We start from the raw sequence: 24,690 nt of genomic DNA, 5'->3' as shown, positions 1-24,690 counted from the left end.
TGCCAGCATTGAGTAAGTTGACGCTCTCTTCAGGGCGGGTGAGTATACTAGTCCATGCCTCACCGCCTGAAAGACACTGTGGTTTTGATCCACGGACTAGGACGGACACCGCGTAGCCTGATGCCGGTTCGGTTCTGGTTGTGGAAAGCTGGGTATCGTGTGGTCAGTGTGGGTTATCCCTCCCGTCGGATGTCGATCCAGAGTGCGGTGGAAAAACGTCTCCAGCCCGTCTTGGACCGACTCCAACTTCGTCCAGGAGAGCGGGTTCATTTCGTCACCCATTCCCTTGGCGGGATTCTTTTCCGCCAATGGGCCGTTTCCAGGGATCGTCGTTTCCCTCTGGGTCGGACGGTCATGCTCGGGCCACCGAATCAAGGCAGTGAGGTGCTGGAAAGGCTGGCTCACTATCGTTGGCCGCGCTGGCTGCTGGGTCCGGTCGTTGACGAACTCGGGGTGGATGAAAACAGCACGCCCCGCCAACTGGGTGTCGTGCCACCGGGCACAGGAGTGATCATGGGCAATAAACCCGTGATTCCGTTCTTCCGGGAAATCCTGGGACCCGAGTCTGACGGCATCGTAACGGTTTCAGGCGGGTGGGTAGAGGGACAGGCGGACTTTATGGTCACTCCCGCAGATCACACCTTCATGATGTGGCGACCCACAGTGCTCCGGGCGGTGGAACGCTTTCTCAAAGACGGCTGTTTTCTACCCCACAAGACGTGGGAACCGGACGACACCCTGCTCTCCGTCTCCTCTTAGCATCTATAGGAGAAAGCTTCTTAGATTATAAGGATGACGTCAGACCGTTCTTTGTGTATGAACTGAGCAGAATGTTTTGTCGCCAGATTCTTTCTCTCGCATTGCTGGCCCTAGTGAGTTGCGCCTCGCGGCCACCTGCTTATCGCGAACAGGGCTGGGCCTCCTACGTGGCTGATCACTACACTGGCCGCCCGACTTCCTCCGGTGAACTTTACCACCCGCAGGCTTACACTGCGGCCCACACCAGTCTGCCATTCGGCACCGTGGTCACGGTGAAAAACATCATGAATGGCCGGAAGGTCAACGTCACGATCAACGACCGCTTCCCTTATTACCCTGGGCGGATCATTAATCTCTCCAGCGTCGCCGCTCAGTACATCGGCATCCCTTACATGCAGATGGGACAGGTCGAAGTCACAGCGAAGACTGTGGCGGGCGGTGCCTATGGCACCCCCCATCAGGCAGCTCCGGCTTATGGAGGCGGCTATTCTCCTCAACCCACCTACCAGCCCCAGCCTGCTTATGGCGGCGGGTATACCCCTCAGCCGACTCAGAGTTATCCCAGCTACACCCCGCAGAACGGAGGCGGCTATCAAGTGCAACAGCCCGCAGCGGGGGCTCCCAATGCCCCTGCCTTCAATGGGGCCGGTGCCCCACCTCCCGGATTACGGACGTTCTAATCGGAGCCAGGTCTTCGCCTGACTGGCAAGTCCGCAGCTTGTGAAAACTTTCACAAACGGGTTGCCGGGGGGGTTGCCGGGGCGTATTTCTTGGGCGTTCCACCCTTTTTCCCACTCTAGCTATGGTCGTCCCTGCTGAAACTCACGCCGCTTACGATTCGAAAATCGAGGGCAACGTCGTCTTCACTAAGCTGGACGCGGCAATCAACTGGATGCGCAAAAATTCCCTCTGGCCGATGCCGATGGGTCTGGCCTGCTGCGCGATCGAAATGATGGCCGCCGCTTGCAGCCGGTATGACCTCTCCCGCTTCGGCGCTGAAGTGATGCGTTTCTCCCCTCGTCAGGCCGATGTCATGATCGTGGCTGGCACTGTGACCTACAAGATGGCTCTCGCCGTGAAGCGTATCTGGGACCAGATGCCCGAGCCCAAGTGGTGCATCGCCATGGGTGCCTGCGCCTCCAGCGGTGGCATGTATCGCAGCTATGCCGTGCTTCAGGGCATCGATAACCTCATCCCGGTGGACATCTATATCTCTGGCTGCCCTCCACGCCCTGAGGCACTGCTGGAAGGCCTGATGCGCCTTCAGCGCAAGATCGAAAACGAAGAATCCACCGCCGCACAGAAGCGCGAGTTCATCAACGAACTGGAATTGTCCTGATTCCTACCGCTACCGCCGTCTTCCCTTTTTCAGGTCTAGCCCCCCTTCCCTTTCTCATGAACGCCGCACAAATGGTTTCAGCTCTGAAAGACAAATTCGGTCCAGCCGTCCTCGGCACGGTCGAATTTCGTGGTGAGCACACCGTCCAGGTCACTTTGGAGAGTGCTAAAAAGCTGCTGAAATACTGCCGCGACGAGTTGAACTTCGACTATCTCGTAGATATCTCCAGCCTGGATCATATGGGTCAGGAGCCTCGCTTCGAGATGGTCTATGAGCTCTACGGCTACGGACATCTCCAACACCTGCGCGTGAAAGCCCAGATCCCGGATGGCGAAGAGGACAACGTGCCGACCGTGAGCGACATCTGGGCCACAGCCGATTGGCATGAGCGGGAGGTCTATGACATGATGGGCATCAAGTTCGCAGGTCACCCCGACCTGCGCCGTATCCTCATGTGGGAAGGCTACCCCTACTTCCCCCTGCGCAAGGAATTCCCTCTGGCCGGCAAGCCGAGCGATATGCCTGAGGTGGCTTTCACGGGCATCGCCCCGATGGCCGACGGGCCCTTCGTCACCAGCGCCGGAGCCGATGACACCATCGCCGCTGAGCCTCGGTCACGCCGAGCGATTGATTGATTTGGGGAAGCTTGAAGTCGTCATAGGCAAGCTTTGCTCCTAAACTGTGATCAGGTGAAAGGACTGCCGTAAAAAGCGACTCTTCACGAAGGGTTTCATCCCTTGCTGACGTATTAGTGCGCTCTCACTTATGCGCACTCTTGCGATCACGTCCCTCCTGGCTGCCCTGGCTCTATCCGCCAGTGCAGAAATCAAGCTGCCCGCCATCATTGGCGATAACATGGTGCTTCAGCAGAAGCAGGCCAATCCCCTCTGGGGCTGGGATACACCCGGCACGGATGTGACGGTGAAATTTGCTGGCCAGACCAAGACCGCCAAAGCCGGTGCGGATGGCAAGTGGACGGTGACGCTGGACCCCGTGCCTGCCAATGCCCAGCCTGCTACCATTTCCATCCAAGGCAGCAATGCCCGCGAGATCAAAAACGTGCTCGTGGGTGAAGTCTGGATCTGCTCGGGCCAATCCAACATGCAGTGGAATGTGGGCAGCACCTGGGACGCCGATCTGGAGATCGCCATGGCTAAGTTTCCCAACATCCGTCTGATCTCAGTCCCCCAAGTCGGCACCCAGGAGCCTCAAAAAGATTTCAAAGGCGAGTGGAAAGAGTGCTCCCCTGAGACCGTCGGCCCCTTCAGTGCCGTGGGTTACTTTTACGGTCGCACATTGCATAAGATGTTGGACGTGCCTGTGGGGCTAATCAACAACGCTTGGGGTGGCAGCGCTGCCGAGGCGTGGGTTCGGCGGGATGTGCTGGAGAAGGACGCCCGATTCAAAGGCCTGATGGATGGATGGGTTCAGCGCGAAAAGGACCTCGTCAGTGAGAAGGCCAAACAGGACTACGACAAAGCCATGGCGGCCTGGACCAACCAGAAAGACGAAGCCGCTAGAGCGAAGCAACCCTTCGCGACACGTGCTCCCCAGAGCCCACAACAAACCCTCAGCGGTAATGCCCGCCCCGCAAACATCTACAACGGTGTACTCCTCCCCACCATCGGTTACGGCATCAAAGGAGCCATCTGGTATCAAGGTGAATCCAACGCCGGCCGCGCCTATGAATACGGTTATCTTTTCCCGCTCATGATCCAACACTGGCGCACCGAATGGAAGCAGGGTGACTTCCCTTTCTACTGGGTGCAGTTGGCCGACTTCATGCCTGAAACGCCCACTCCTGTCGAGAGCCCCTGGGCTGAGCTTCGTGAAAGCCAGACTAAGACTCAATTCGCGATCAAGAATGGTGGTCAAGCCGTCATCATCGACCTCGGTGAAACCAATGACATCCACCCCCGCAACAAGCGCGATGTGGCTGAGCGCCTCGCCCGCTGGGCACTCGTGAAAGACTACGGTCTGAAGCTGCCCTATCGCAGCCCTGAATACCAATCCCTCGCCATCAACGGTAACAAAGCCATCGTCACCCTGGACACCTTCGGCTCCACTCTGCGCACCGTGGACGTGACCGAAGTGAAGGGCTTTGCCATCTGTGGTGAAGATCAGAAGTGGGTCTGGGCCACCGCCAAGATCATCGGCAAAGACACGGTCGAAGTCAGCGCACCAGAGGTGGCTAAACCTGTCGCCGTCCGCTATGCCTGGGCCAACAACCCCGTGTGCAATCTCTACACCACCGACGGTCTGCCTGTTACCCCTTTCCGCTCGGACGACTTCCCGATGTCCACCAAGCCAAAGCCGTAATCCCAAAGAGGCTCGAGAAATCAACACTCACCGACCCCTGCCCCATTTCGAATGTGGCAGGGGTTTTTTGTGATTGGAACCCAGAGCTGGGAGACACAAGCATCCTTCGCCGACATCAACGCGACTCGATATCGGAGTATCAACGCGAAAACACCACCTTGCCGCCCAACCAGGTTTTCAACACCTGAGTCTGCGGTAGATCATCAAGGGGGCAATCCAGCGGATCACGATCGACGAGGATCAAATCGGCGAGCTTGCCTTTCTCGATGGAGCCGGTGTCTTTTTCCAGCTTCAGCAGGTAGGCGTTGTTCGTGGTGTAAAGGCGAAGGGCTTCCTCACGCGTGATGGCGTTTTCTGCATGCACGGGCTCATTGAGTTTGCCAGCCTTACGCGTGATGGCGGTCCACATGCCCAGCCAGGGATTGTAAGGGTTCACACTGCGAAAAGAGCCGATCTTCTGCATGTGATCGCTGCCACCGCCAACGATGACTTTTTGATCAAAACACGCCCGGAGAGGTTGGAAGATCTTCATGCGCTCTTGCCCGAAATGGCCCGTCAAGGTGAGGCCATCCATGTGCAGCCAAATGGGCTGGAGATCGATGCACACCCCCAGCCGTGCGGCTTTGGCGATGGACTCGGGCTGCATGAAGTTGCAGTGGGTGATGGAGCTGCGCGCATCACGCACGGAGTGGGTCTTATTGACCTCCTCATAGGTATCCACCAGCAGCTTCACCGCCGCGTCTCCCACGGAGTGAGCGGTGAATTGCAAGCCTGATGCGGTGACCATCTCCACCAATTGCTTCAGCCGATCTGCGGAGATCTTCTGCACACCGCGATACTCCGGATCGCTGATGCCATAGGCTTCACTTATGCCCCAGGGCTCGGTCATGAAGGAACTGCCCGTGAGCATGCCTCCATCCAGATAAACCTTGGTGCCGATGATTTGTAGATCCGTGCTGGGTTGGGTCAAGGGACTGGCGACTACTTCTTCGATGGCCTTCTGGGTGGCGGGCCAGAGGCTCATCGCCGGGATGCTCATCGAGACACGCATGCGCACGCTGAGATCTCCGTTCTGATGCAGTTTCTCATACAGCGCCGTTTGCCCAAAGCTGCAATCCCGATCCGCAACGGTCGTCAGGCCAACACTGTTGTAATCCCGAAACAAGGCTTGCGTGCGCTCATAACGATCTGCCTCCGTGGGAGAACGGGTCACGGCCTTCGCCGCAATCTTGGGGCTGAAGCTGCGAAGCAAACCGGTGGGTTCACCCTTGGCGTCGCTCTCCACCCGGGCCGGGCTCTCTTTGGGCAGTTGGTAGTTCCGATCAATGCCTGCGAGCTTTAAAGCCAGACTATTGAGCATGGCATCAGGACCCGTGGAAAAGACCACAGGATTCTCAGGAGCCACCAAATCGAGTTCGGCTCGTGTCGGATAGCGCTTCTCTTCCAGTCGTGTGATGAAGACCTGCCGCAGGCTGATGAGATCCCCCGGTTTTGACGCTTTCACACGAGAGGTGAGGTAAGCCAGTACATCGGCAATGGTTTCCATCGTCGGGATTTCGTGATCGAACTCGATCATGGCAGCGGAGCCTGGATGCACATGAGAGTCCATAAGCCCAGGCATCAGCGTCTTTCCCTTTAGGTCCAACAACTCCGTTCTTTCGCCTTTCAGGCCCAGCACGCTGTCATTATCACCCACGGCGATGATACGGCCTCCTTCCACAGCGACGGCTTCGCTGAAGCTCAAGGCCTCATCCATCGTAACGATTCGACCGTGGTGAAGAATCAAATCGGGGGCCGCCAGAGCCGCTTCAGAAAGGAGACCGAGGGAGAGGCAAAGAGCCGTTGCTATGCGCATGCACTAACAACGCGAACCAGACGACACTTTTTATGCTCATAACTGAGCACTTGATCACCAGTCCAATCCCTTCGTAGTCTCTTGCCTCTCATGAAAAAGCACCTTCTGCTTCCTCTTTTCAGCCTCGCTTCGGTTTTAGCGGCTGAGCCCGCCCCTGACTTTCAGGGTGGCATTGAGCGTCTGGACCCGGCTATCGATCAACTCCTGGCCCCAGACGCCAAGATCGAGGTCCTGGCTTCTGGGTTCAATTGGTCCGAAGGTCCGGTTTGGAAAGACGGACAAATCCTGTTTTCGGATGTGCCGGAAAATACCGTATTCGGTTGGAAGGAGGGTGATAAGAACGCCTTCATCAGCCTGAGACCCAGCGGCAGCTTGGATGGCACGGGCCAAGGTTCCAATGGCCTAGCCCTGGATGCGCAGGGAAATCTCATTCTGACTCAACAAGGAGAACGCCGCATCGCTCGTCTCGAAAAAGATGGCAGCTTTACCACCTTGGCCGATCAGTATAACGGTAAGCGTTTCAATAGCCCCAACGATCTCGTCATTGCCAGGAGCGGTCAGATCTTCTTCACCGATCCTCCCTACGGCATGAAAAAAGGCGTGGAGCAGGACGCCCCTTATCATGGAATCTATCGTGTGGACACGGATGGCAAAGTCAGCCTGATCATCGACGACATACGCTGGCCCAACGGCATTGCCCTGAGCCCAGATGAAAAGATCCTCTACCTCGCGATCTCCGACAAAGAGGCAGCGCGGGTGATGGCTTATGACCTGCAAGCGGATGGCAGCGTCCAAAACGGTCGCGTGATCTTTAATGCCCAGGCGCTGAAATCTGCGGAGCGCAAAGGCAGTTGCGACGGCATGAAAGTGGATACGCAAGGGAACATCTGGACCACGGGCCCGGGCGGCGTCTTGATTCTCAGCCCTCAGGGCAAGCATATGGGCACCATTCTCACCGGCCAAAATACGGGCAACTGCGCCTGGGGTGGTCCCGAAAAAGACACGATGTACATCACGGCGGACATGTTCTTGCTAAGGGTGAAGACTCGAATCCAAGGATACTGACCCCCCTTTTTGCCCATACGAACCACCGTCACCATAGCGCTGCTGATCTTGACGGTGGTTTTTTCATGGAGCCGTGAGGTGCAATCCCACGGCCTGCTGTTTGAGCGTTGGCTGCGGGAGAGCTTCTTTGGTGGTTATCATCCCCAGGCTTACACCCAGAAGTGGGACATTCCCGCTGAGGCCAATTTGAATCACAGCAAGATCCCAGTAAACCCGAAGGCTGTGAAATACGGTTCCCCGATCGGCCTCGGGGATGCCATCCGGCCGTTCGAGATCGAAGAGCCGTTTCTTCTCACCGTCGGCTGTTGGCAGCAGGTGAATGAAAGCGAAAAACGCCGGGTGAATGCCCAAGTCGTCAGGATCGAGCCTTCACAAGGGCGCAAGCTCTGGGGCGACATCACCCTCGCTGATTTGGAGCGCTTGCTGACCGTGATCGAGAACAAGCTCCTGACTTAGGAAGAAGCGCGGAGACAGGTGCAGGCCCTCAAAGCTCAGCCGCCTTTCACGACCTCGATCATTGAGTTGAACCCAAAATCGACCGCAGCCAAAGACGCCTACATGCATCCTGCGTTTCACGGATTTCTTCGATCATCTTTTCCAGCGGCTGATCGCAGTCTGCAAGTCCAGCCCATGATTTTCGGTGTGTCTTTACCTCAATCGTTCGATTCAGCCCCGCGAGCTCAACCCTGATTCATTCAGCCATCAGTGTGGGATGAGGGGCGGGATCAACCCTGCCGCCCAGGAAATACTTTGGAGACACTTTTAGGCTCGATTGTGCTCAAGTGCCCCCAGATCTGTAAGCACCTGCATAGGCTTGGCGTAGCTCGCACCTGCCTGTGAAGTTTTCCCCCTACCTCTATGCGCTTTTGTTTGTGTCGGCTCATTCATCCGCAACGGCGGAGCTGTCGTTTGAGAAAGACGTCCGCCCGATTCTGAAGGCGCACTGCTTTCACTGTCACGGTGAAGACGGGCACGCCAAAGGTGACCTGGATGTGCGGTTGAAACACTTCCTCGAAAAAGGCGGGGAATCCGGTCCCTCCATCGTGCCGGGCAAGCCACACGAAAGCCTGCTGCTGGAAGTGGTGAAAAACGGTGAGATGCCCAAGGCTGACAAAAAGCTCAAGCCTGAAGAGATCACAGTCATCGAACAATGGATCACTCAGGGTGCCAAAACGTTGCGGCCTGAGCCGGAGAAAATCACGGGGCCTGTGATTACGGAAGAAGAACGCGCCTGGTGGTCGTTCCAGCCTATTCAGCGGCCCAAGGTGCCTGTCGTCAAAACGGCTCGTAATGCGGTGGATGCTTTCGTGCGTGAGACCTTAGCCAAAACCAAGCTATCCCCTTCCCCGGAAGCTGACCGTGCCACTCTCATCCGGCGGGCTTACTTCGATCTCATCGGACTACCGCCCACCGATGCTCAAGTGCAGGCCTTCGTGGCCGATGCACGTCCTGATGCCTACGAACGTCTGATTGATGATCTACTACGCTCTCCGCAATACGGTGAACGCTGGGGACGCCATTGGTTGGATGTGGTGGGTTATGCCGATAGCGAGGGCTACAATGACACGGATACACCCCGCGACACCGCCTGGCGTTATCGCGACTATGTCATCCGTGCCTTCAATGCTGATAAGCCGTTTGACCAATTCATCCGCGAGCAGCTCGCTGGGGACGAAATGATCCCCATGCCTCCCAAGGACCTGACCGCGGCACAGAAGGATTTGCTCACCGCCACGGGTTACCTGCGCATGGCACCGGATGGCACCGGTTCGCGCAACGATGATGCAGAACTGGCCAAGAACGTGGTGCTCACGGAAACGGTGAAAATCGTTTCAAGCTCATTGTTAGGCATGACCGTGGGCTGTGCCGAATGCCACGACCATCGTTACGATCCCATCCCGCAGGTGGATTTTTATAAGTTGCGTGCGCTTTTCGAGCCCGGCATGGATTGGAAGAAATGGCGGGCGCCGGCCTTGCGCGAAATCTCTCTGCTGACCGAGAAGGAAAAGGCTTACGCCGCTGAGCTGGAGAAAGAAGCCAAGGTTATCGAAGCCGAGCTTCAACCCAAATTGGATGAACTGCGTGACTGGGTTTTTCAGCAGGAGCTTCTCAAGATTCCTGAACCGAAACGCGACTACGCCCGCACGGCGGGTCTGCTCTGGCAGAAAGACAAAAAGCAACTCAGTGCCGAACAGGCCGAATACCTGGAAAACAACCCTTTTCTAAAGGTGGGCAACAGCACTGGACCGTTGAATCTCTACCTAGCTAACTACAAACGCGACAAAGAACTGGCCGACATGCAGGCAGCTGTCGCGGCGCGTGCCAAGGCTGTGCGTGACCGCAAGCCGAAGAATGAAACGGTGCGTGCCTTTGCTGAACCGATCGCCTATGGCAACAAGAGCCTGGTGCCTGCCACGCTGGTGTTCATGCGCGGCAATATGAACTCTCCAGGAGCCGCAGTAAATCCAGGGGACCTGACGCTTTTGAATCCGGAACACCCAGTCGAGTTTGCATCGGATGACAAGGTGCTGCCAACTACGGGACGACGATTGGCGTTTGCCAAGCATTTGACCGATGGAAAACATCCTTTGTTAGCGCGTGTGTTGGTCAATCGCTTCTGGTTGCACCACTTTGGTCGAGGTCTGGTTAACACCCCCGGAGACTTTGGCACTCAGGGAGAGAAACCCAGCCATCCCGCATTGCTTGACTGGCTGGCCGCAGAGTTCATGGAAAGCGGCTGGAGCCTGAAGCATCTGCATCGCCTGATGATGACCAGCGCGACCTATCGCCAAAGCTCCGCCAAGCGCCCTGATGCAGAACGGGTGGATGCGGCGAATGCTCTCTACTGGCGCATGAATGTGCGCCGCCTCGAGGCCGAGACCTTGCGCGACACCATTCTGGCCACCACCCACCAGCTCAACCTGACTCCGTATGGTCCGCCGGTGCCCATTTATGAGGATGCCAATGCCCAAGTTGTGGTGGGTATGGAGAAACCCATGGGGGCAAACCAGGAAAACCGCCGCAGCATCTATGTGACGCAACGCCGCAGCACGCCTGTGTATCAGCTCGCGGCTTTCGACGCGCCGCAAATGGAGCCTAACTGTGAGTTGCGCAACGTCAGCACCGTAGCTCCCCAGTCCTTGCTGATGATGAACAGCGCGTTCCTCGTCGCGCAATCCCGTGAATTTGCCCAGGTCGTGCAGAAACATGCAGGTGTTAAGACCGATGCTCGCACTCAAGCCGCCACAGCTTGGCGCTTGGCCTATGGCACCACACCCACCGCCGCAGATGTGAGCGAACTGGAAAACTACTTGGCCGAGCAAACCGCCATCCTCTCCAGCCGTCCTCTCAAGAAGGGGGACACTCCGCCTGCCGATAACGCCCTGGCCAGCCTGTGCCAAGTCTTATTGAGCTCGAACCGCTTCATGTATGTGGATTGATCCTCACTGCCCCTGCATTCCTTGACCCGTCTTCCTGCCATGTCCACCTGCCTATCACGCCGTCACTTTCTGGGCACGAGTGCTTTCAATCTCGGTTCCCTGGGTTTGCTTTCCTTGCTCCAGCAAGATGGCCTGATCGGAGCCGAAGCTCCCGAAAAGCCGCTGCTGGATCGGGTGACCTATGACAACCTGCCGAAGAAGCCGCATCACGAACCGAAGGCCAAGGCGATGATCTCGCTCTTCATGGGCGGCGGTCCCAGTCACATCGACATGTTTGATCCCAAGCCCCTGCTGAATAAGTGGGACGGCAAAATCTTCCCCGGCGGCGAAATCAAATTCGACAATGCGGGCGGTGCGACCAAGACGGTGATGGGCAGCCCGTTCAAGTTCAGTCGTCATGGCGATTCGGGCATGGAACTCTCGGAGCTCATCCCACACACCGCTACTCTAGCGGATGATATCTGTCTGGTGCGCAGCATGAACCTGACAGGCATCCGCAACCACGTCGCCGGCATGAAGGCGCTGGATACGGGTAGCGGCATCAGTGGTCGTCCCGCGCTAGGTAGCTGGCTCAGTTACGGCTTGGGTAGCGTTTCGCAGAATCTACCCGCTTTTGTCTCCCTGGTGGTGGGAAAAAACCCGCCCGGCTCACCTTACTGGGCCAGTGGTTTGTTGCCCTCGGTTTACCAAGGCACCCATGTACGTGAGCAGCAGCCTCGCATCATGAATCTGGACGCCCCTGACTACCTGAAAGGAGCCGCCCAGGAAAAGCAGCTTTCGCTTCTCGAAAAACTCAATGGAAGGCATCTCTTGGAGCATCCCGGTGAGCTGGACCTGCAAGCCCGCATCGCCAGTTATCAACTGGCCGCCCGCATGCAGACAGCAGCTAGCGATGCCCTGGACCTGAGCGGTGAAACGGAGGCCACCAAGGCCCTCTATGGGCTCAACGATGATCGCACCCGCCGTCTCGCCGAGGCCTGCATCATTGCCCGCCGTCTGGTGGAGCGCGGGGTTCGGTTTGTGCAGATCTGGGACTACTCCTGGGACATGCACGAAAACATTAACGAGGCCCTGGTGCGCCGCTGCGGCAACAATGACCAACCAAGTGCGGCTCTGGTGAAGGATCTGAAATCACGTGGCATGCTGGATAGCACGTTGGTCTTCTGGGGAGGTGAAATGGGCCGCCTGCCCGTGATTCAAGGGCGTGGCAATGCCAAGCCTGGTCGCGATCACAACACCGACGGCTTCAGCATCTGGATGGCTGGGGGCGGGGTGAAAGCCGGGCACGTGCATGGGGCCACCGACGACTGGGGCTTGAATGCCGTGGATCAAGTGGTGCATCATTACGATTACCTCGCCACGGTGCTGCATCTGTTTGGCCTGGACGCCAACCGCCTCACCTACAAGCGCAACGGTCGTGCTGAAACCATTCTGAATGGTCAGCCTGGGCAGGTGGTGAAAGGGATCTTGGCGTAGATGAGTCTCTGGCCTTAGAAAGTGATGTGGGCACTCCTGCCCGCAGTCGCAGGTCTTGAGAGCTTTTGTGTCGGAATACCGCATCCATTCTATCGAAGTACAGGCCCTTCGATCATTCACCTCGTAGCGATGTCTTGTGACGTGCGGGCAAGAGTGCCCACATCACTTCTCCAACACCAGCACCCGGAAAGACCGGCCCATGAACGCCGGATGTGTCAGGGATTGGAACTGCCTGAGCAAAGCCTGCGTCGAGCCATCTCGACGCCCCTCCAAACTCGCCAGCACAGGCATGGCGAGCTTCCCCAGGAAACGCCCTTGTAACTCGTAGCTCCGGACTTTCAGCGACGCGGCTTCGGCAGTCTCGATCAGGCGGGTGAAATTGATGTGCGTGGTCAGGTCGCATTCGCCCAGATTTTCCAGGACTCGGTCATCGGTCTGATGCTGGGCGTAGCGGCGCAGCGTGCCGGTGCTGCGCGTCGGTGAATACAGTTCGAAGTCATCCAGGCCGTAATCGGCGATGTAAATCTGCCCATGAAAGGGCACCTTGATCAGCTCTTGCATCCAGGCCAGAGCCGCGAGGTTCACCTCGGTGGTGTAGCCTTCGGGCAAGTCCGTCGGCAAGCGAGCGAGTTCACTCTCCAACTCCGAGGAAGATAGCGCCGCGGGCGTGAAGGTCAGCTCGCCTCGGTCAGCCGCCACATACAATTCGTGCCAAACCTGACCATTCCACCGCACGAGATGGACAGGCATGGCATCAGGCAATTCATTGCACAAAAACAGGGCTGGCATGGCCGGAAGCTCAGCCAGAGAAGACACCCATTTCACCCGCTCACCGAATCGTTCAAGCCGTTGGCGCTGAACGACCTCGTAACGGGGATTGGGCTCGACAATGAGGTAACGTAGCCCCTTCGTTCCCTGTCTACCCAGGAGTTCCTCGCAGATATCCTCGGCGAGTTGGCCATCATGCGCGGCTTGCTCGATGACTGCAAATTCTCCCGGACTCCCCTGCTCTTTCCATCCCTGAAGCGCCAACTCAGCGAGCAGCCGCCCATACAATGGCCCGACACTGACCGCCGTGTAGAAGTCTCCGCTACGCCCGATGCGGCGCGGGCCAGGGCCATAGTAGCCATGTTGAGGATGATACAGCGCCTTCTCCATCACCTGAGCAAAGGTCAGCCTGCCCTCCTGAGAGTTGGCAAGATCATCGTGCAGAATGCGCATTAGTTCAGTCATGGGAAACAAGTGGCGTAGGGGCGTTGCTGCCGTTAGAGTAGCCGCCCCTGCATTCAAGGGCATCTCCTCATGTTCGGCAAAGATTTGGAAACTCAACCCCAGACGAACTGGCGCGGCGTGTCCGGGCTCAAAACCCCATTTTACCGAAAGACATGGTTCAGTGCCCTCATGGCTCTAATCATTCTCGCTGGTGTCGCCGCCCTGGGCGCTTATGCCATCATCGTGGCTCCGCTCAAAGCTAAGGCCGAGACTTACGATCTCACGGAGATCCGCAAACTGGAGGCCGCCAGCATCATCTACGACCGCAATGGCGACGAACTCTCCCGCATCTATGTGCTGAACCGCACCCCAGTGCCGATCAAGGACGTGCCGCAGCACTTTATCGACGCCCTGACCGCTCAGGAAGACAGCCGTTTCTTCAGCCACGATGGAGTGGATTACATCGGCCTGATCCGCGCTGTGTATTTAAACTTCCGCGCTGGTGAAGTCACCCAGGGAGCCAGCACGATCACCCAACAGCTCGCCCGCCAGACTTTCGGGCTCATGGAAAAAAGCTACAAACGTAAGATCATGGAGGCCTTTGTGGCGCAGCGGATTGAGCGTCAATACTCCAAGCCGGAAATCCTGGAGCTCTATCTGAACCGCATCTTTTTCGGTCGCAACTTCTACGGGATTCAGGCAGCGGCTTTAGGTTACTTCGGCAAAGATGCCCGAGACCTGACGGTGGAGGAAGCCGCCACCATTGCGGGCCTGATCAAGAGCCCGAACAACATTGAGCCGATCCGGCATCCTAAGCGCGCCATCAAGGAACGAAACTACGTGCTGGACCGCATGGTCATCGAGGGCTCCCTGAGCCGAGACGATGCCGAGAGTCTGAAGCTGAAACCCATGGTGACCGCTCCCCAGAGCAGCGATCCCAGGCTCAGCTATGCCTTTGACAAAGTGAGGCAGGAAGTGGTGGCCCTACTCGGTGAAGAACGCGCTGCCATCGGTGGCTTCCAGATCTACACCAGCATCGACAAAGACCTCCAGCGAGCCGCCGAGACGGCCATGAAAAAGCGTCTCGCAGAGGTGGAAACCCGGCCGAACTACCCTCACCAGACCTACACCCAATTTCGCGGGATTTTGACGGATTGGCGCAGCAAGATCAACAAACACGAATTGCCCGCCGATACGCCACGCCCGCTACCCGAATATCTGCAAGGCGCTGCGATCGTGATGGACAACTCCGATGGCTCCATCCTGGCCATGGTCGGTGGCCGCGACTTCATCGACAGCCAATACAATCGCGCCACAGATGGCCTGCGTCCCGTCGGCACCGCCTTTACCCCCTTCGTGTATGCAGCAGCTTTCTCTAAGCCCGGCTACTTCCCCATGACGCCACTGGCGGATGAACCGCTGAGCAATCAGCGCATCATGATCGGCGGCTTCACCGGCATTCTCGGGGAGTGGGGCATGGAGGTGGATGATCCCAAGTGGTCACGCCAACCCATCAGTTCCCGGGAGGCTCTCGTCGGCTCTCATAACTCCGCCACCGTGCGCTTGGGAGAGCGAGTCGCCTTGGAAGGCGGGCGCTTGAAACAGGATTTCAAGGACTTCGTCAAACGGGCTGGCATCGGCACCGAGCTGCGGGACTATCCTTCCAGCTTCCTGGGTGCCTCGGAGGCTCGCCTGGATGAAATGTGCCTCGCTTACTCCTGCTTTCCCACTCAGGGTAAGCGCCCAGCGAAACAGCACCTGATCCAGCGCATCACGGACTTCCGGGGCAAGACGGTCTATCAGCTGGATGAAAAGACCCTCCAACCGGTCCGGGCCATGGACGAGATCGCGGCCTATCAGGTGCATACTTGCCTCTCGGAAGCTCTGCATCGCGGCACCGGGGCTCCCTCGATTGAGTATGGTCTGGGTGATTTCCCTGCCGGTGGAAAAACGGGCACGCACTATGAGTTTAAAGACCTCTGGTTCCTCGGCTACACCTCCTCCGTCACCTGCGGTGTCTGGGTGGGCTTCGACAAACAAAAGACCATTTATCCCGGTGCCTTCTCCAACAAAGTGGCTCTGCCGATCTGGACGGACATCATCAATGCCTCCACCAAGGGCCGCACGCCTCAGGAAATCGATCCACCGGAGTCTGCCGATCGCGTGGAAATCTGCCGCGTGAGCGGTCTGCGTGCCACGGACTACTGCTATGACAAAGTCAAAGGTCCCGATGGTGTCGAGCGCTCCGTCCGCAGCACTTATTATGAATACCTGCGTCCAGGGACGAGCTACAATACCACCTGTCCCATCCATACCGGAGAAGGCCTGCCTGCCGATCTAGCCGCCTTTCACCGAGCCATCGTCCAGAATGCCAACACGGCGATGATGGCCGATGCTAACAAATACGTGAACATCGAGCCCGTGCATCTCCAGGACCCCATCATCCTCGGTGATGATCCCTACAACTCTGAGAAGCCTGTGCTCCGCGCCCGCCCCGTCAACGACGACGGCACCCCCATCCTCCGTGCGGTGCCCGTGGATGTCGGTGAAGGTGATCCCACCGAGCAGCCCATCATTCAGCTCAAGCCACCGCCGCCGATGAAGATCGAGCTGTGAGGCTTTAGGCTCTCCTTCACCTAGCTGATCCTACGGGATTGGCTAAATCTCCCGCCGCGCGCATTTTTGAGGCGAAATGTAGCGGCAACTGGCTAGGTTGAGTGGGCCAATGGCAGATTCCTTTGTCCACCTCCATGTCCACTCTGATTACTCATTGCTCGACGGCGCTTGCCGCATCGGGGATCTAGTCAAGCGGGCGCAAAAGTATCAGATGCCAGCCGTGGCGATCACGGACCATGGCAATCTGTATGGAGCCATTGACCTTTACATGTCGGCTCTGAAGACCAAGCCGAAGGTCAAAAAAGGCGAAGAACCCAGCCCTGAAGATTTGGCGAAGGTCGTGAAGCCCATCATCGGCTGTGAGGTCTATCTGGCCCCCGGCTCCATGCACGAAAAAAAGGAAGTGCAGGGCCGCAAACGCGCTTCGCACCTGACCCTGCTGGCCTCCAGCAACGAGGGCTACGAAAACCTCTCCCGCATCGTCACCGAGGCGCATCTCTACGGCCAATGGTACAATCCCCGCCTCGATAAGGACCTGCTGCGCAAGCATAGCAAGGGACTCATCTGCCTGAGTGGCTGTATCAATGGTGAGATCAATCAACTGCTGCTGACGGATCGCCCGGCAGAAGCAGAGAAGAGCCTGCGTGAATTCGTGGAGATCTTCGGGCCCGATAACTTTTATCTGGAGCTGCAAAACCATGGCATGGAGCAGCAGCGCACCGTCACGGAGCAGCTTCTGAAGTGGAGCAAAAGCTACGGGCTAAAAACCGTGGCCACCAATGACGTGCATTTCATGGATCGAGATGCCCATGAGAGCCACGACATCATGATCTGCATCGGCACGGGAGCCAACGTGCATGACCAGAACCGCATCACCTACTCCCCCGAGGTCTATTTCAAAAGCCCAGCGGAGATGCGCGCCCTGTTCTCTGAATTTCCCGAGGCCTGTGACGCCACCCTGGAGATTGCCGAGAAGTGCAACATCAACATCCGGCTCGACTCCACCAGCATCGACCGCTACCCGCAGTATCCGATGGGGGACGTGGCGGGCAATTGGCCGGACCGTGTGGCCTATCTGCGTCACCTCTGTGAGGAGGGCTTGATCCGCCGCTATGGACGCGACCGTGCACTCAATGACGAGGTCCTGCGCAAGCGTCTGGACTATGAGCTGGCCTTGCTGGCGGAAAAGAACTTCACCAGTTACTTCCTCATCGTCTGGGACTTCATCAATTGGGCGCGTGAGCACGGCATCCCCGTGGGACCGGGACGTGGTTCGGCGGCCGGTTCGGTGGTCGCCTTCGTCCTCGGCATCACCGACATTGACCCGCTGCGCTTTGAGCTGGTTTTCGAACGTTTCCTCAACCCGGAACGCGTCAGCCCTCCCGATATCGATATCGACTTCTGCCAGACCCGCCGTCCCGAAGTCATTCAGTATGTGCGCGAGAAGTATGGTGAGTTGAGCGTCAGCCACATCATCACCTTTGGCACCATGGGCGCCAAATCCGTGATTCGTGACGTGGGCCGTGTGCTCGGCTGGAGTTATGGCGATGCGGATCGCCTCTCCAAGATGATCCCCACCGAGCTGAACATCACGCTCAAGGATGCGGTCGAGAAAAACCCCGAGCTGAAGAACTACCTCGATACCGACAGCAACGCCCAGGAACTTTGGAAGCACGCCACCTTCCTGGAGGGCATCACCCGCGGCACCGGTATCCACGCCGCCGGCGTCGTTATCGGGGATCGCCCGCTGTATGACTTCATCGCGCTGACACGTGGCAACGAAGAGGAAATCGTTTCCCAGTTCGCCATGAAGCCGCTCACTGAGCTGGGTATGTTGAAGATGGACTTCCTGGGTTTGAAAACCCTGACCGTCATTCACGAGGCCGAGTATTGGGTGAAGAAGCGGTTCCCGGATTACAACACCTCCAACGCTCCGTTGGACGATGTGAAAACCTTCGAAATGCTGCAACGAGGCGAGACGGTCGCTGTGTTCCAGATGGAATCCGGCGGCATGGTCAATACCTGCAAGCAGCTGGGGCCCGATAAGATCGAGGAGATTATCGCTATTCTGGCCCTGTATCGTCCAGGGCCGATGCAGTTCATTCCCGACTTCATTGCCCGTAAAAAGGGCCTGGAGCAGGTGGAGTATCCGCACCCGCTGCTGGAGAAGATCTCCAAAGAAACCTACGGGATTCTGGTTTACCAGGAACAGGTGCAGCAGGCGGCGAACTTGCTCGCTGGGTTCACCCTCGGTCAGGCTGACTTGCTGCGTCGAGCCATGGGTAAAAAGGATGCCCAGGAGATGGCTCGTCAGCGTCTCGTCTTCGTGGATGGCTGTCAGAAGACCAACGGCATCGCCCCGAAGCTGGCGAACGAGATCTTCGACTTGCTGGAAAAGTTCGCCCAATACGGTTTCAACAAGTCCCACTCCGCAGCTTACGGGATCGTGACTTACCGCACGGCTTACTTGAAAGCCAATTTCCCGGTCGAATTCATGACGGGCGTGCTCAGCCTCGAAGTCAGCAACACAGACAAGATTGCCAACTTCGTCAGCGAGTGCCAGCGCATGGGCATCGTCATCCTGCCGCCGGACGTGAACAAGTCCGAGATGGCCTTCTCACCCGAGCGCACGAAGGACGCCGATCCCACCACCGATGCGCCGAACGCCATCCGTTTCGGCCTCGGAGCCATCAAGAACGTCGGTGAAGGCGCCATGAACACAGCCGTGGAAGAACGGCGGAAAAATGGCCCTTACAAAAGCCTCGAAGACTTCTGCTCCCGCCTCGACACCAAGTCCGTGAACAAGAAGATCATGGAGTCCCTGGTGCGTGCCGGGGCCTTTGACTTCACCAAGGAGGATCGTGCCTCCATGTTCGCGCGGCTCGATCAGGTGCTCGCTTCCGCAGCCCTGATGCAGAAGGACAAAAAGGCGGGTCAGGGCGGTCTCTTCGATGACTTCGCCATGGCCCCGCCGAAGAAAAAATCGACAGTCGAAGTCAAGGTCACTCCCTGGACGCTGGAAGAGACCCTGGGGTATGAAAAGGAACTGCTCGGCTTCTACGTCAGTGGTCACCCACTCGACAGCTATCGCGGTCACTTCGAATCCAATAAGCTGACCCGCATCATCGCGTTGGAGGAGGTGGACACCAGTGCCAAACCGCAGACGGTCACCATCGCGGGCATCATCAACACCCTGGAGGTGAAATACTCCAAGAAGGACAATCGCCCCTTTGCCACCTTCACCTTTGAAGACTTCACCGGCCAGATCGAGATGATGGCCTGGAGTGATGACTACGAAAAGCACAAGGAGCTCTTGGTGGTCGGCAACGTGCTCGAGATCCGCTGCCGCTGCATGAAGGACCAGCGCACGGAAGGAAACCGCTTTGCCCTCAGCAGCATCAAGCCGCTCCAGCCCAAAAAAGCCCGGGATCCCAAAGCGGGTGAAGCCGGAAGCGAGCCCCCAGCCCCCAAACCCGCCGCTCCACCTCCGCCACCGAAACCGCTCGTGCTCCGTCTGGACTGCCGCAAGCACAGCCAGATCGACCTGGAGCGAATCCACGAGGTGCTGGTGAAGTTCCCCGGCGAACTGCCCGTCATCTTCGAGTTCAGTTACAACGGCGGCAGCAAAGTGCGCCTCCAGGCTGGCGATGACTTCCGTGTGACTCAGACCAAGGATCTCGTGCAGCAGCTCATGATTTGGCTGTAGGCAGGCGTCGAAGCCTTGAGAGCAGCCAATCATTGCATTTTGCGCTAATTGACTCGCTCCAGTCTCAATAAACCCCCCTTCAGTCTCAGGCGGCATCATGCCGGGTGCCCGCGGAGCAATGCCGGGTGCCCGTGGAGCAATGCCGGGTGCCCGTGGAGCAGTGCCGGGTGCCCGTGGAGCAGTGCCGGGTGCCCGTGGAGCAGTGCCGGGTGCCCGCGGAGCAGTGCCGGGTGCCCGTGGAGCAGTGCCGGGTGCTCGCCGAGCAGTGCCGGGTGCCCGCGGAGCCATGCAGTGAGCCCCTGGAGCCGCGCGGTGAGCCCATGGAGCAAGGTTGAGTGGCACTATCACTTCCCACCGCCCTCTGGGACGCTGCCGCGTGTGTCGGGCCTTGCAAGGCTCCGGCGATGACGGTAGCCTTTTCTCATGATCACTCGCATCCGAATCCAAAACTACCGCTCGTTTGTGGACGCCGAGGTGAAGTTACGGCCCTTTTCGTTGGTGGTGGGAGCGAATGGATCGGGGAAGAGTAATTTGCTGAGAGCCTTACAATTGGCTTTCCGCAATCATACGCCTTTTGAGAGAGATTTTGTGAGCGCTGATCCCATCCCGCTTGAAAAGCACGTCAATTATCAGCTTGAGAAAACAACTATCCAAGGTTGGTTTGACGACAAATTAGTTCGCTGCACTACGGATGATAAAAAATCCGGCGACTTCATTAGGGCATCCGAACCAGTTTGGGTTTATAACATTCATCCCGGTAGTGTCAGCGGCATTGAAGACGTGATTGACTCTTCCACTGTTAAAGCTGACGGACAGGGGACCGTACAGGTTCTTGAATCCCTGAAAAGTGGAGATCGAGAAGATTTATTCGATTTAGTGGAGGCAAACTTTAAATGGTATGTGCCCGAGGTCGAAAAGCTGAGCCTTCGCACTGTCGAAAAAGGTAAAAAACAAATTCAGGTAAGAGAGAAATCGCTCAAGGAACTTCTGCCAGCCACTGAGCTCTCCGAAGGCACTCGGCTCATCCTCTGCATTCTCACCATCATACATCAAGAGGAGCCCCCCCCGATCATCTTGCTGGAAGACATTGATCGCGGTCTGCATCCACGCCTGTTCGAATACATGGCTCCTTTGATGAAGGACATCGCCGAGCGACATGACATCAACATCCTCGCGACGACGCATAACCCTTATCTCGTGGACTGTTTCAAAGACGATAAGGACGCCGTCATCATCGTGGAGAAGAAGGATGGAGCGAGCACACTGAGCACCCTCGCAGATCGTCTGGAAGGCTTGGATTACGATTCGGTCGATCCTGATGACATGCCCCTTGGCAATCTGTGGTTCTCTGGCCTTGTCGGGGGTGTGCCAGCCAAGATTACTCGCCGTCCAGAAAAGTGATATGGCGAAGCACCTCTACATCCTCTGCGAAGGCGAACTGGATGAGATGTTCTATGAACGCCTTGCTGAGCGTGTCACAGGACAGGATTTTCAAAGCGATCAAGAGTTTCGTGTCCGGCATGGTTCCAATTGGAAAACCGCCTTGGCGGCCTCCAAGCTGTTGATCAACCGTGTCAGGCATTGGCAGTCCAAGCAGGAGGTCGCTGTAATCATCGCCGTGGATAATGATCGTGCTCCCGGTCATCCAGGCGGCAATACTTACCCTCGACCTTTACCCAAGTTCGACCTGAACAAGCAGCCACGTTATCCGCAGTTGGTCGCGATGGTAGAAAGTGCTCTGGGACAGGATCGTTCTCAATGGCCCATTGACGTGGCTTTAGCGGTCCCTGTGGAAATGATCGAGAGTTGGGTGGTGACCTTGCTCAAACCCGACGAAGCGGAGGATTTACCTCCCTACAGTGAGGCTTCAAGTCCGCTAGCGCAGCGCTATTATGGGACGAAACCGCCGCCACAACTCAAAGACCTCCGCGATGCCGAAGCGAAGTCACGAGACATGAGCTTAGACGAGCTTTTCTGGACGGCTGCGGAAGCCGATCTTGATCCGGCGGCGGCTGTGTCTCGAAGTTTGGCGCTTTTCCTTGAAGACTTACAGGGTTGGAAAGAAGTGGAATAGGCCTCCGAGCCCAGCCTCCGCTCAAGCCCGTTCGCTCATCATCATCGGAACTTACGCAAAAGCGGTGTGGCGCTATCGCTTCCCACCGCACTCCGGGACGCTGCCGCGTGTATTGGGGTGTCGTAATAGCAACATCTTCTTGAGCACATCCTCACCCGGCATGGCCTGCCTCATGCTTCCTTGACGGGATTGCCGCTTGAATCCCCCCGTCCCCGCTCCGACCATGCCGCACATGCGCAAGACCAAGATCCTTTGCACGCTCGGGCCTGCCACCGAGTCCGCTGAAGTTATCAACAGCCTCATCGAAAAAGGGGCCGACATTTTCCGTCTCAACATGAGCCACGCCTCCCATGACTGGGTGCGCATGGTTTACGGTCGTATCCGTGAGGCCGCTGCCAAGGGTTCCAAAGAAATCGCTGTGCTGATGGACCTCACCGGGCCGAGCATCCGCACGGGTGATGTCGAACAACCGTGGCAGCTCCAAGTGGGTGATTGGGTGGAGTTTCGCTGCAAACCCGACCTCTCCCCAACGGTCCCGCTTTCCGTCACCGTCAATTATCCCGATTTGGGCAAGGATCTGAAGATTGGTGACATCATCATGGTGGATGGCGGCATGATTCAGATCAAAGCCACGGAAGTGAGCGAAAAGCGCGTCATCGGCACCGTGCTGACCAAGGGCGAGATGAAATCCCGCCGTCACATCAACCTGCCCGGCGTGCCCGTGCGCCTGCCGCCACTCACGCAGAAGGATTACGCCGATCTCGACCTCGGGGTGGATCTCGGCGTGGACTATTTCGCCCTCAGCTTCGCCCGTGAACCGGCGCACATTCAGCACCTGCAACTGCTGCTGGAGCAGAAAGGCAGTAAAGCCCGGGTCATCGCCAAGATCGAAAACCAGCAGGCGCTCAACAACATCGACACCCTCGTGGAGGCCAGCGGTGGCATCATGGTGGCTCGTGGTGACCTCGGCAGTGAATGCCCCATTGAAGACCTACCGCTGATTCAACGGCAAATCGTCGAGCGCTGCTCCTATCACGGTCGCAAGGTCATCGTGGCGACCCAGATGCTGGAAAGCATGATCGAAAACCCCGTGCCCACCCGCGCCGAGGTGACGGATATCTTCAATGCCGTGATCGAGCAGGTGGACTGCGTGATGCTCAGCGGCGAGACCAGCGTGGGCCGCTATCCTGACAAGTGTGTCGAAGTGCTGGATACCGTCATCCGTCGGATCGAGCAGAAGTATCCCTCCGGCCGCTTCGCCAGTGATGCTCCGCTGAAAACGAACAAGCATAAAACTGTCAAGGCTGCCATCCTGCTGGCCAATAGCATCCCGGGTTCTAAGCTCCTGGTCTTCACGCTGCGTGGGGTAATGGCGCATCTTCTCGCGCATCAGCGGCCCGAATACGCCCCGATCTTCGCCTTCACGCCCAACCTGCACGTCAGCCGCACCTTGGTGACCGCGCGCGGGGTACAGCCCTTCGTTTTATCTTTCGATGAAGGCAATCCTGAGAAGGCGATCCGAGATGCCATCGAAACCCTGCGCAGCCTAGGACACATCAAGGCGGGTGACCCTCTTGTGATCCTCAGTGATGCCCTCTACGACGGCGTCAACGTCGATGCCATCCTCCTGCGCGACGGCTGATTCTCCTCACAGAAAGACGGGTCAGGCGGCGTATCTTTGCGCCTGCCATGATTCGTCTTTCTGCGGTTCTCGCCCTCACCCTTTCTGTCGCCAGCCTTCAGGCGGCACCCATTGAGCGTCTCTGGCTGAGTCACGCCTTTGAAACGCCTAACCAACTTGTCGTTAACTGGGAGACCGAAACTCCCAGTGATTCCACCGTGGAGTTCGGCGCTTCAGAAGCTTTGGGCACGAAGGTACATCGGGATGAAAAGGTCACGCTCCATCATGTGGAAATCCCGCTCGCTAGCCCAGGAGGGCGCTACCATTACCGTGTGCGCTCGGGTGAGGAGACCTCGGCCATTCATTCCTTCAAAGGTTACCCCAAAGACGAGCTCCGCATCGTCATTGTCGGCGATTGGGGTTATTCGAAGGTCACGGATTTCAGTGCCTTGATGAAGGATGATCCGCATCTCATCATCAGTGCAGGAGACAATGTCGCCAGCTTGCATGAAAAGGGTCGCGAGGGCATGAAGGCCTTCAGTGCTTTGATCGCCAGTCAGCCCGCTTTGTTCCGCTCCATTCCGTTCATGCCGATCCTGGGCAATCATGATCGTGAGATCACTCCACGGGGTCCCAAGCCTCCTGAACACCCGGTCTATGACGTCGAGGCCCAAGCTTACCGTGAGTTCTTTGCTTTGCCCGGTGATGAATGGAAGTGGCACTTGGATCTGCCCGAGTTCGATATCCGTTTCATCGCCCTCGATCTTCAGCACATCAGTGACTTCGGCAGCACTTGGCAGACCTGCCATCCCTTTGATGCCCAGTCGGAGCAGTTTCTCTGGTATCGCGATCTGATGGGCCAAAGCTCGCAAGGGTTTGTCTTCACGCTCATCAATGAAAAGCAGACGGCGGTCGAGAGTCAGACCAAGGGACTCTGGCACGAGTGGTTTTCCAAGGGCAGTGCCCTCATCTCCGGGTTCGGTTACTTTGCGGATCGGGCCGAGCTCAAAAGCGGCCTCCCCTATTACAACACCTGCCTGAAAGGCGATGGCAGCCCCTACAAGGACCCACGCTCGAAGTTCTTTGCCCAGCAAGACAACTACCTGCTACTGACTCTCCGCCGTGGGCAGCCCGTGACGATTCAATTCAAGAACCTGAAAGGCGAAGTGCTCGATACCACTCACATTGAAAAACGCGTGAAGCCTTGA

Annotated in this window: 18 protein-coding genes; 16 read left to right on the top strand and 2 right to left on the bottom strand. The window is 57.5% G+C overall.

The genetic code is table 11. From position 1 onward, the window contains the following. The first annotated feature begins 54 nt into the window (after positions 1 to 54). The 5 genes from B5D61_RS16055 (at position 55) to B5D61_RS16035 (ending at position 4,417) form a co-directional block, all read left to right on the top strand. Positions 55 to 759, top strand: coding sequence for an alpha/beta fold hydrolase (locus B5D61_RS16055; RefSeq protein ID WP_139373304.1), 705 nt, complete (start codon positions 55 to 57; stop codon positions 757 to 759). A gap of 71 nt (positions 760 to 830) precedes the next feature. Then, complete coding sequence (locus B5D61_RS16050; RefSeq protein ID WP_078814431.1) at positions 831 to 1,439, top strand: septal ring lytic transglycosylase RlpA family protein; 609 nt, start codon at positions 831 to 833, stop codon at positions 1,437 to 1,439. A 122-nt stretch (positions 1,440 to 1,561) separates the two neighbouring features. After that, positions 1,562 to 2,098, top strand: a complete 537-nt coding sequence (gene nuoB / locus B5D61_RS16045; RefSeq protein ID WP_078814430.1) for an NADH-quinone oxidoreductase subunit NuoB — start codon at positions 1,562 to 1,564, stop codon at positions 2,096 to 2,098. A gap of 56 nt (positions 2,099 to 2,154) precedes the next feature. Next, the gene (locus B5D61_RS16040) at positions 2,155 to 2,733 is read left to right on the top strand and encodes an NADH-quinone oxidoreductase subunit C (RefSeq protein ID WP_078814429.1); all 579 of its coding nucleotides are present in this window, start codon (positions 2,155 to 2,157) and stop codon (positions 2,731 to 2,733) included. 130 nt (positions 2,734 to 2,863) lie between these two features. Further along, on the top strand, positions 2,864 to 4,417 hold the full coding sequence (locus tag B5D61_RS16035; RefSeq protein ID WP_078814428.1) for a sialate O-acetylesterase: 1,554 nt from the start codon (positions 2,864 to 2,866) through the stop codon (positions 4,415 to 4,417). 139 nt (positions 4,418 to 4,556) lie between these two features. Here the strand turns inward: B5D61_RS16035 and B5D61_RS16030 are convergent, their stop codons facing one another. Further along, entirely contained in the window at positions 4,557 to 6,272 is a 1,716-nt protein-coding gene (locus B5D61_RS16030) for an amidohydrolase (RefSeq protein ID WP_078814427.1), read from the bottom strand. 90 nt (positions 6,273 to 6,362) lie between these two features. Here B5D61_RS16030 and B5D61_RS16025 point away from each other — a divergent pair, with 90 nt between their 5' ends. The 4 genes from B5D61_RS16025 to B5D61_RS16005 all read left to right on the top strand — a co-directional run bounded on the left by B5D61_RS16025 (position 6,363) and on the right by B5D61_RS16005 (position 12,253). Continuing rightward, on the top strand, positions 6,363 to 7,337 hold the full coding sequence (locus B5D61_RS16025) for an SMP-30/gluconolactonase/LRE family protein (RefSeq protein ID WP_078814426.1): 975 nt from the start codon (positions 6,363 to 6,365) through the stop codon (positions 7,335 to 7,337). 9 nt (positions 7,338 to 7,346) lie between these two features. Continuing rightward, on the top strand, positions 7,347 to 7,793 hold the full coding sequence (locus B5D61_RS16020; protein WP_078814425.1) for a hypothetical protein: 447 nt from the start codon (positions 7,347 to 7,349) through the stop codon (positions 7,791 to 7,793). A gap of 380 nt (positions 7,794 to 8,173) precedes the next feature. After that, positions 8,174 to 10,777 (top strand): PSD1 and planctomycete cytochrome C domain-containing protein, encoded by a 2,604-nt coding sequence (locus tag B5D61_RS16010; RefSeq protein ID WP_217699002.1) that lies wholly within the window; start codon positions 8,174 to 8,176, stop codon positions 10,775 to 10,777. 39 nt (positions 10,778 to 10,816) lie between these two features. After that, a complete protein-coding gene (locus tag B5D61_RS16005; protein WP_078814422.1) occupies positions 10,817 to 12,253 on the top strand; it encodes a DUF1501 domain-containing protein in 1,437 nt (478 codons plus the stop codon). A 162-nt stretch (positions 12,254 to 12,415) separates the two neighbouring features. On the opposite strand, the gene B5D61_RS16000 is transcribed toward B5D61_RS16005, so the two are convergent. After that, positions 12,416 to 13,474, bottom strand: a complete 1,059-nt coding sequence (locus tag B5D61_RS16000) for a class I SAM-dependent methyltransferase (protein ID WP_217699001.1) — start codon at positions 13,472 to 13,474, stop codon at positions 12,416 to 12,418. A 180-nt stretch (positions 13,475 to 13,654) separates the two neighbouring features. On the opposite strand from B5D61_RS16000, the gene B5D61_RS15995 reads away from it, so the two are divergent. From B5D61_RS15995 to B5D61_RS15965, 7 genes are all read left to right on the top strand, one after another. Then, on the top strand, positions 13,655 to 16,081 hold the full coding sequence (locus B5D61_RS15995; protein WP_176159474.1) for a transglycosylase domain-containing protein: 2,427 nt from the start codon (positions 13,655 to 13,657) through the stop codon (positions 16,079 to 16,081). A gap of 109 nt (positions 16,082 to 16,190) precedes the next feature. Beyond that, positions 16,191 to 19,787 carry a DNA polymerase III subunit alpha gene (gene dnaE, locus B5D61_RS15990; protein WP_078814419.1) on the top strand — a complete coding sequence of 1,199 codons (3,597 nt, stop codon included), beginning with the start codon at positions 16,191 to 16,193 and terminating at the stop codon, positions 19,785 to 19,787. A gap of 97 nt (positions 19,788 to 19,884) precedes the next feature. Beyond that, positions 19,885 to 20,082, top strand: a complete 198-nt coding sequence (locus tag B5D61_RS15985) for a hypothetical protein (RefSeq protein ID WP_176159473.1) — start codon at positions 19,885 to 19,887, stop codon at positions 20,080 to 20,082. A gap of 128 nt (positions 20,083 to 20,210) precedes the next feature. Beyond that, positions 20,211 to 21,188, top strand: coding sequence for an AAA family ATPase (locus B5D61_RS15980; protein WP_078814418.1), 978 nt, complete (start codon positions 20,211 to 20,213; stop codon positions 21,186 to 21,188). A gap of 1 nt (position 21,189) precedes the next feature. Beyond that, positions 21,190 to 21,861 carry a hypothetical protein gene (locus B5D61_RS15975; protein ID WP_078814417.1) on the top strand — a complete coding sequence of 224 codons (672 nt, stop codon included), beginning with the start codon at positions 21,190 to 21,192 and terminating at the stop codon, positions 21,859 to 21,861. 223 nt (positions 21,862 to 22,084) lie between these two features. Continuing rightward, on the top strand, positions 22,085 to 23,503 hold the full coding sequence (pyk, locus tag B5D61_RS15970) for a pyruvate kinase (RefSeq protein WP_078814416.1): 1,419 nt from the start codon (positions 22,085 to 22,087) through the stop codon (positions 23,501 to 23,503). 47 nt (positions 23,504 to 23,550) lie between these two features. After that, the gene (locus B5D61_RS15965; protein ID WP_078814415.1) at positions 23,551 to 24,690 is read left to right on the top strand and encodes a purple acid phosphatase family protein; all 1,140 of its coding nucleotides are present in this window, start codon (positions 23,551 to 23,553) and stop codon (positions 24,688 to 24,690) included.

Source organism: Prosthecobacter debontii, from assembly GCF_900167535.1.
In the GTDB taxonomy this organism is placed as follows: Bacteria; Verrucomicrobiota; Verrucomicrobiia; order Verrucomicrobiales; family Verrucomicrobiaceae; genus Prosthecobacter; species Prosthecobacter debontii.
Note: the sequence above shows the minus strand (reverse complement) of the source record. Positions and strands in the feature narration are given on the sequence as shown.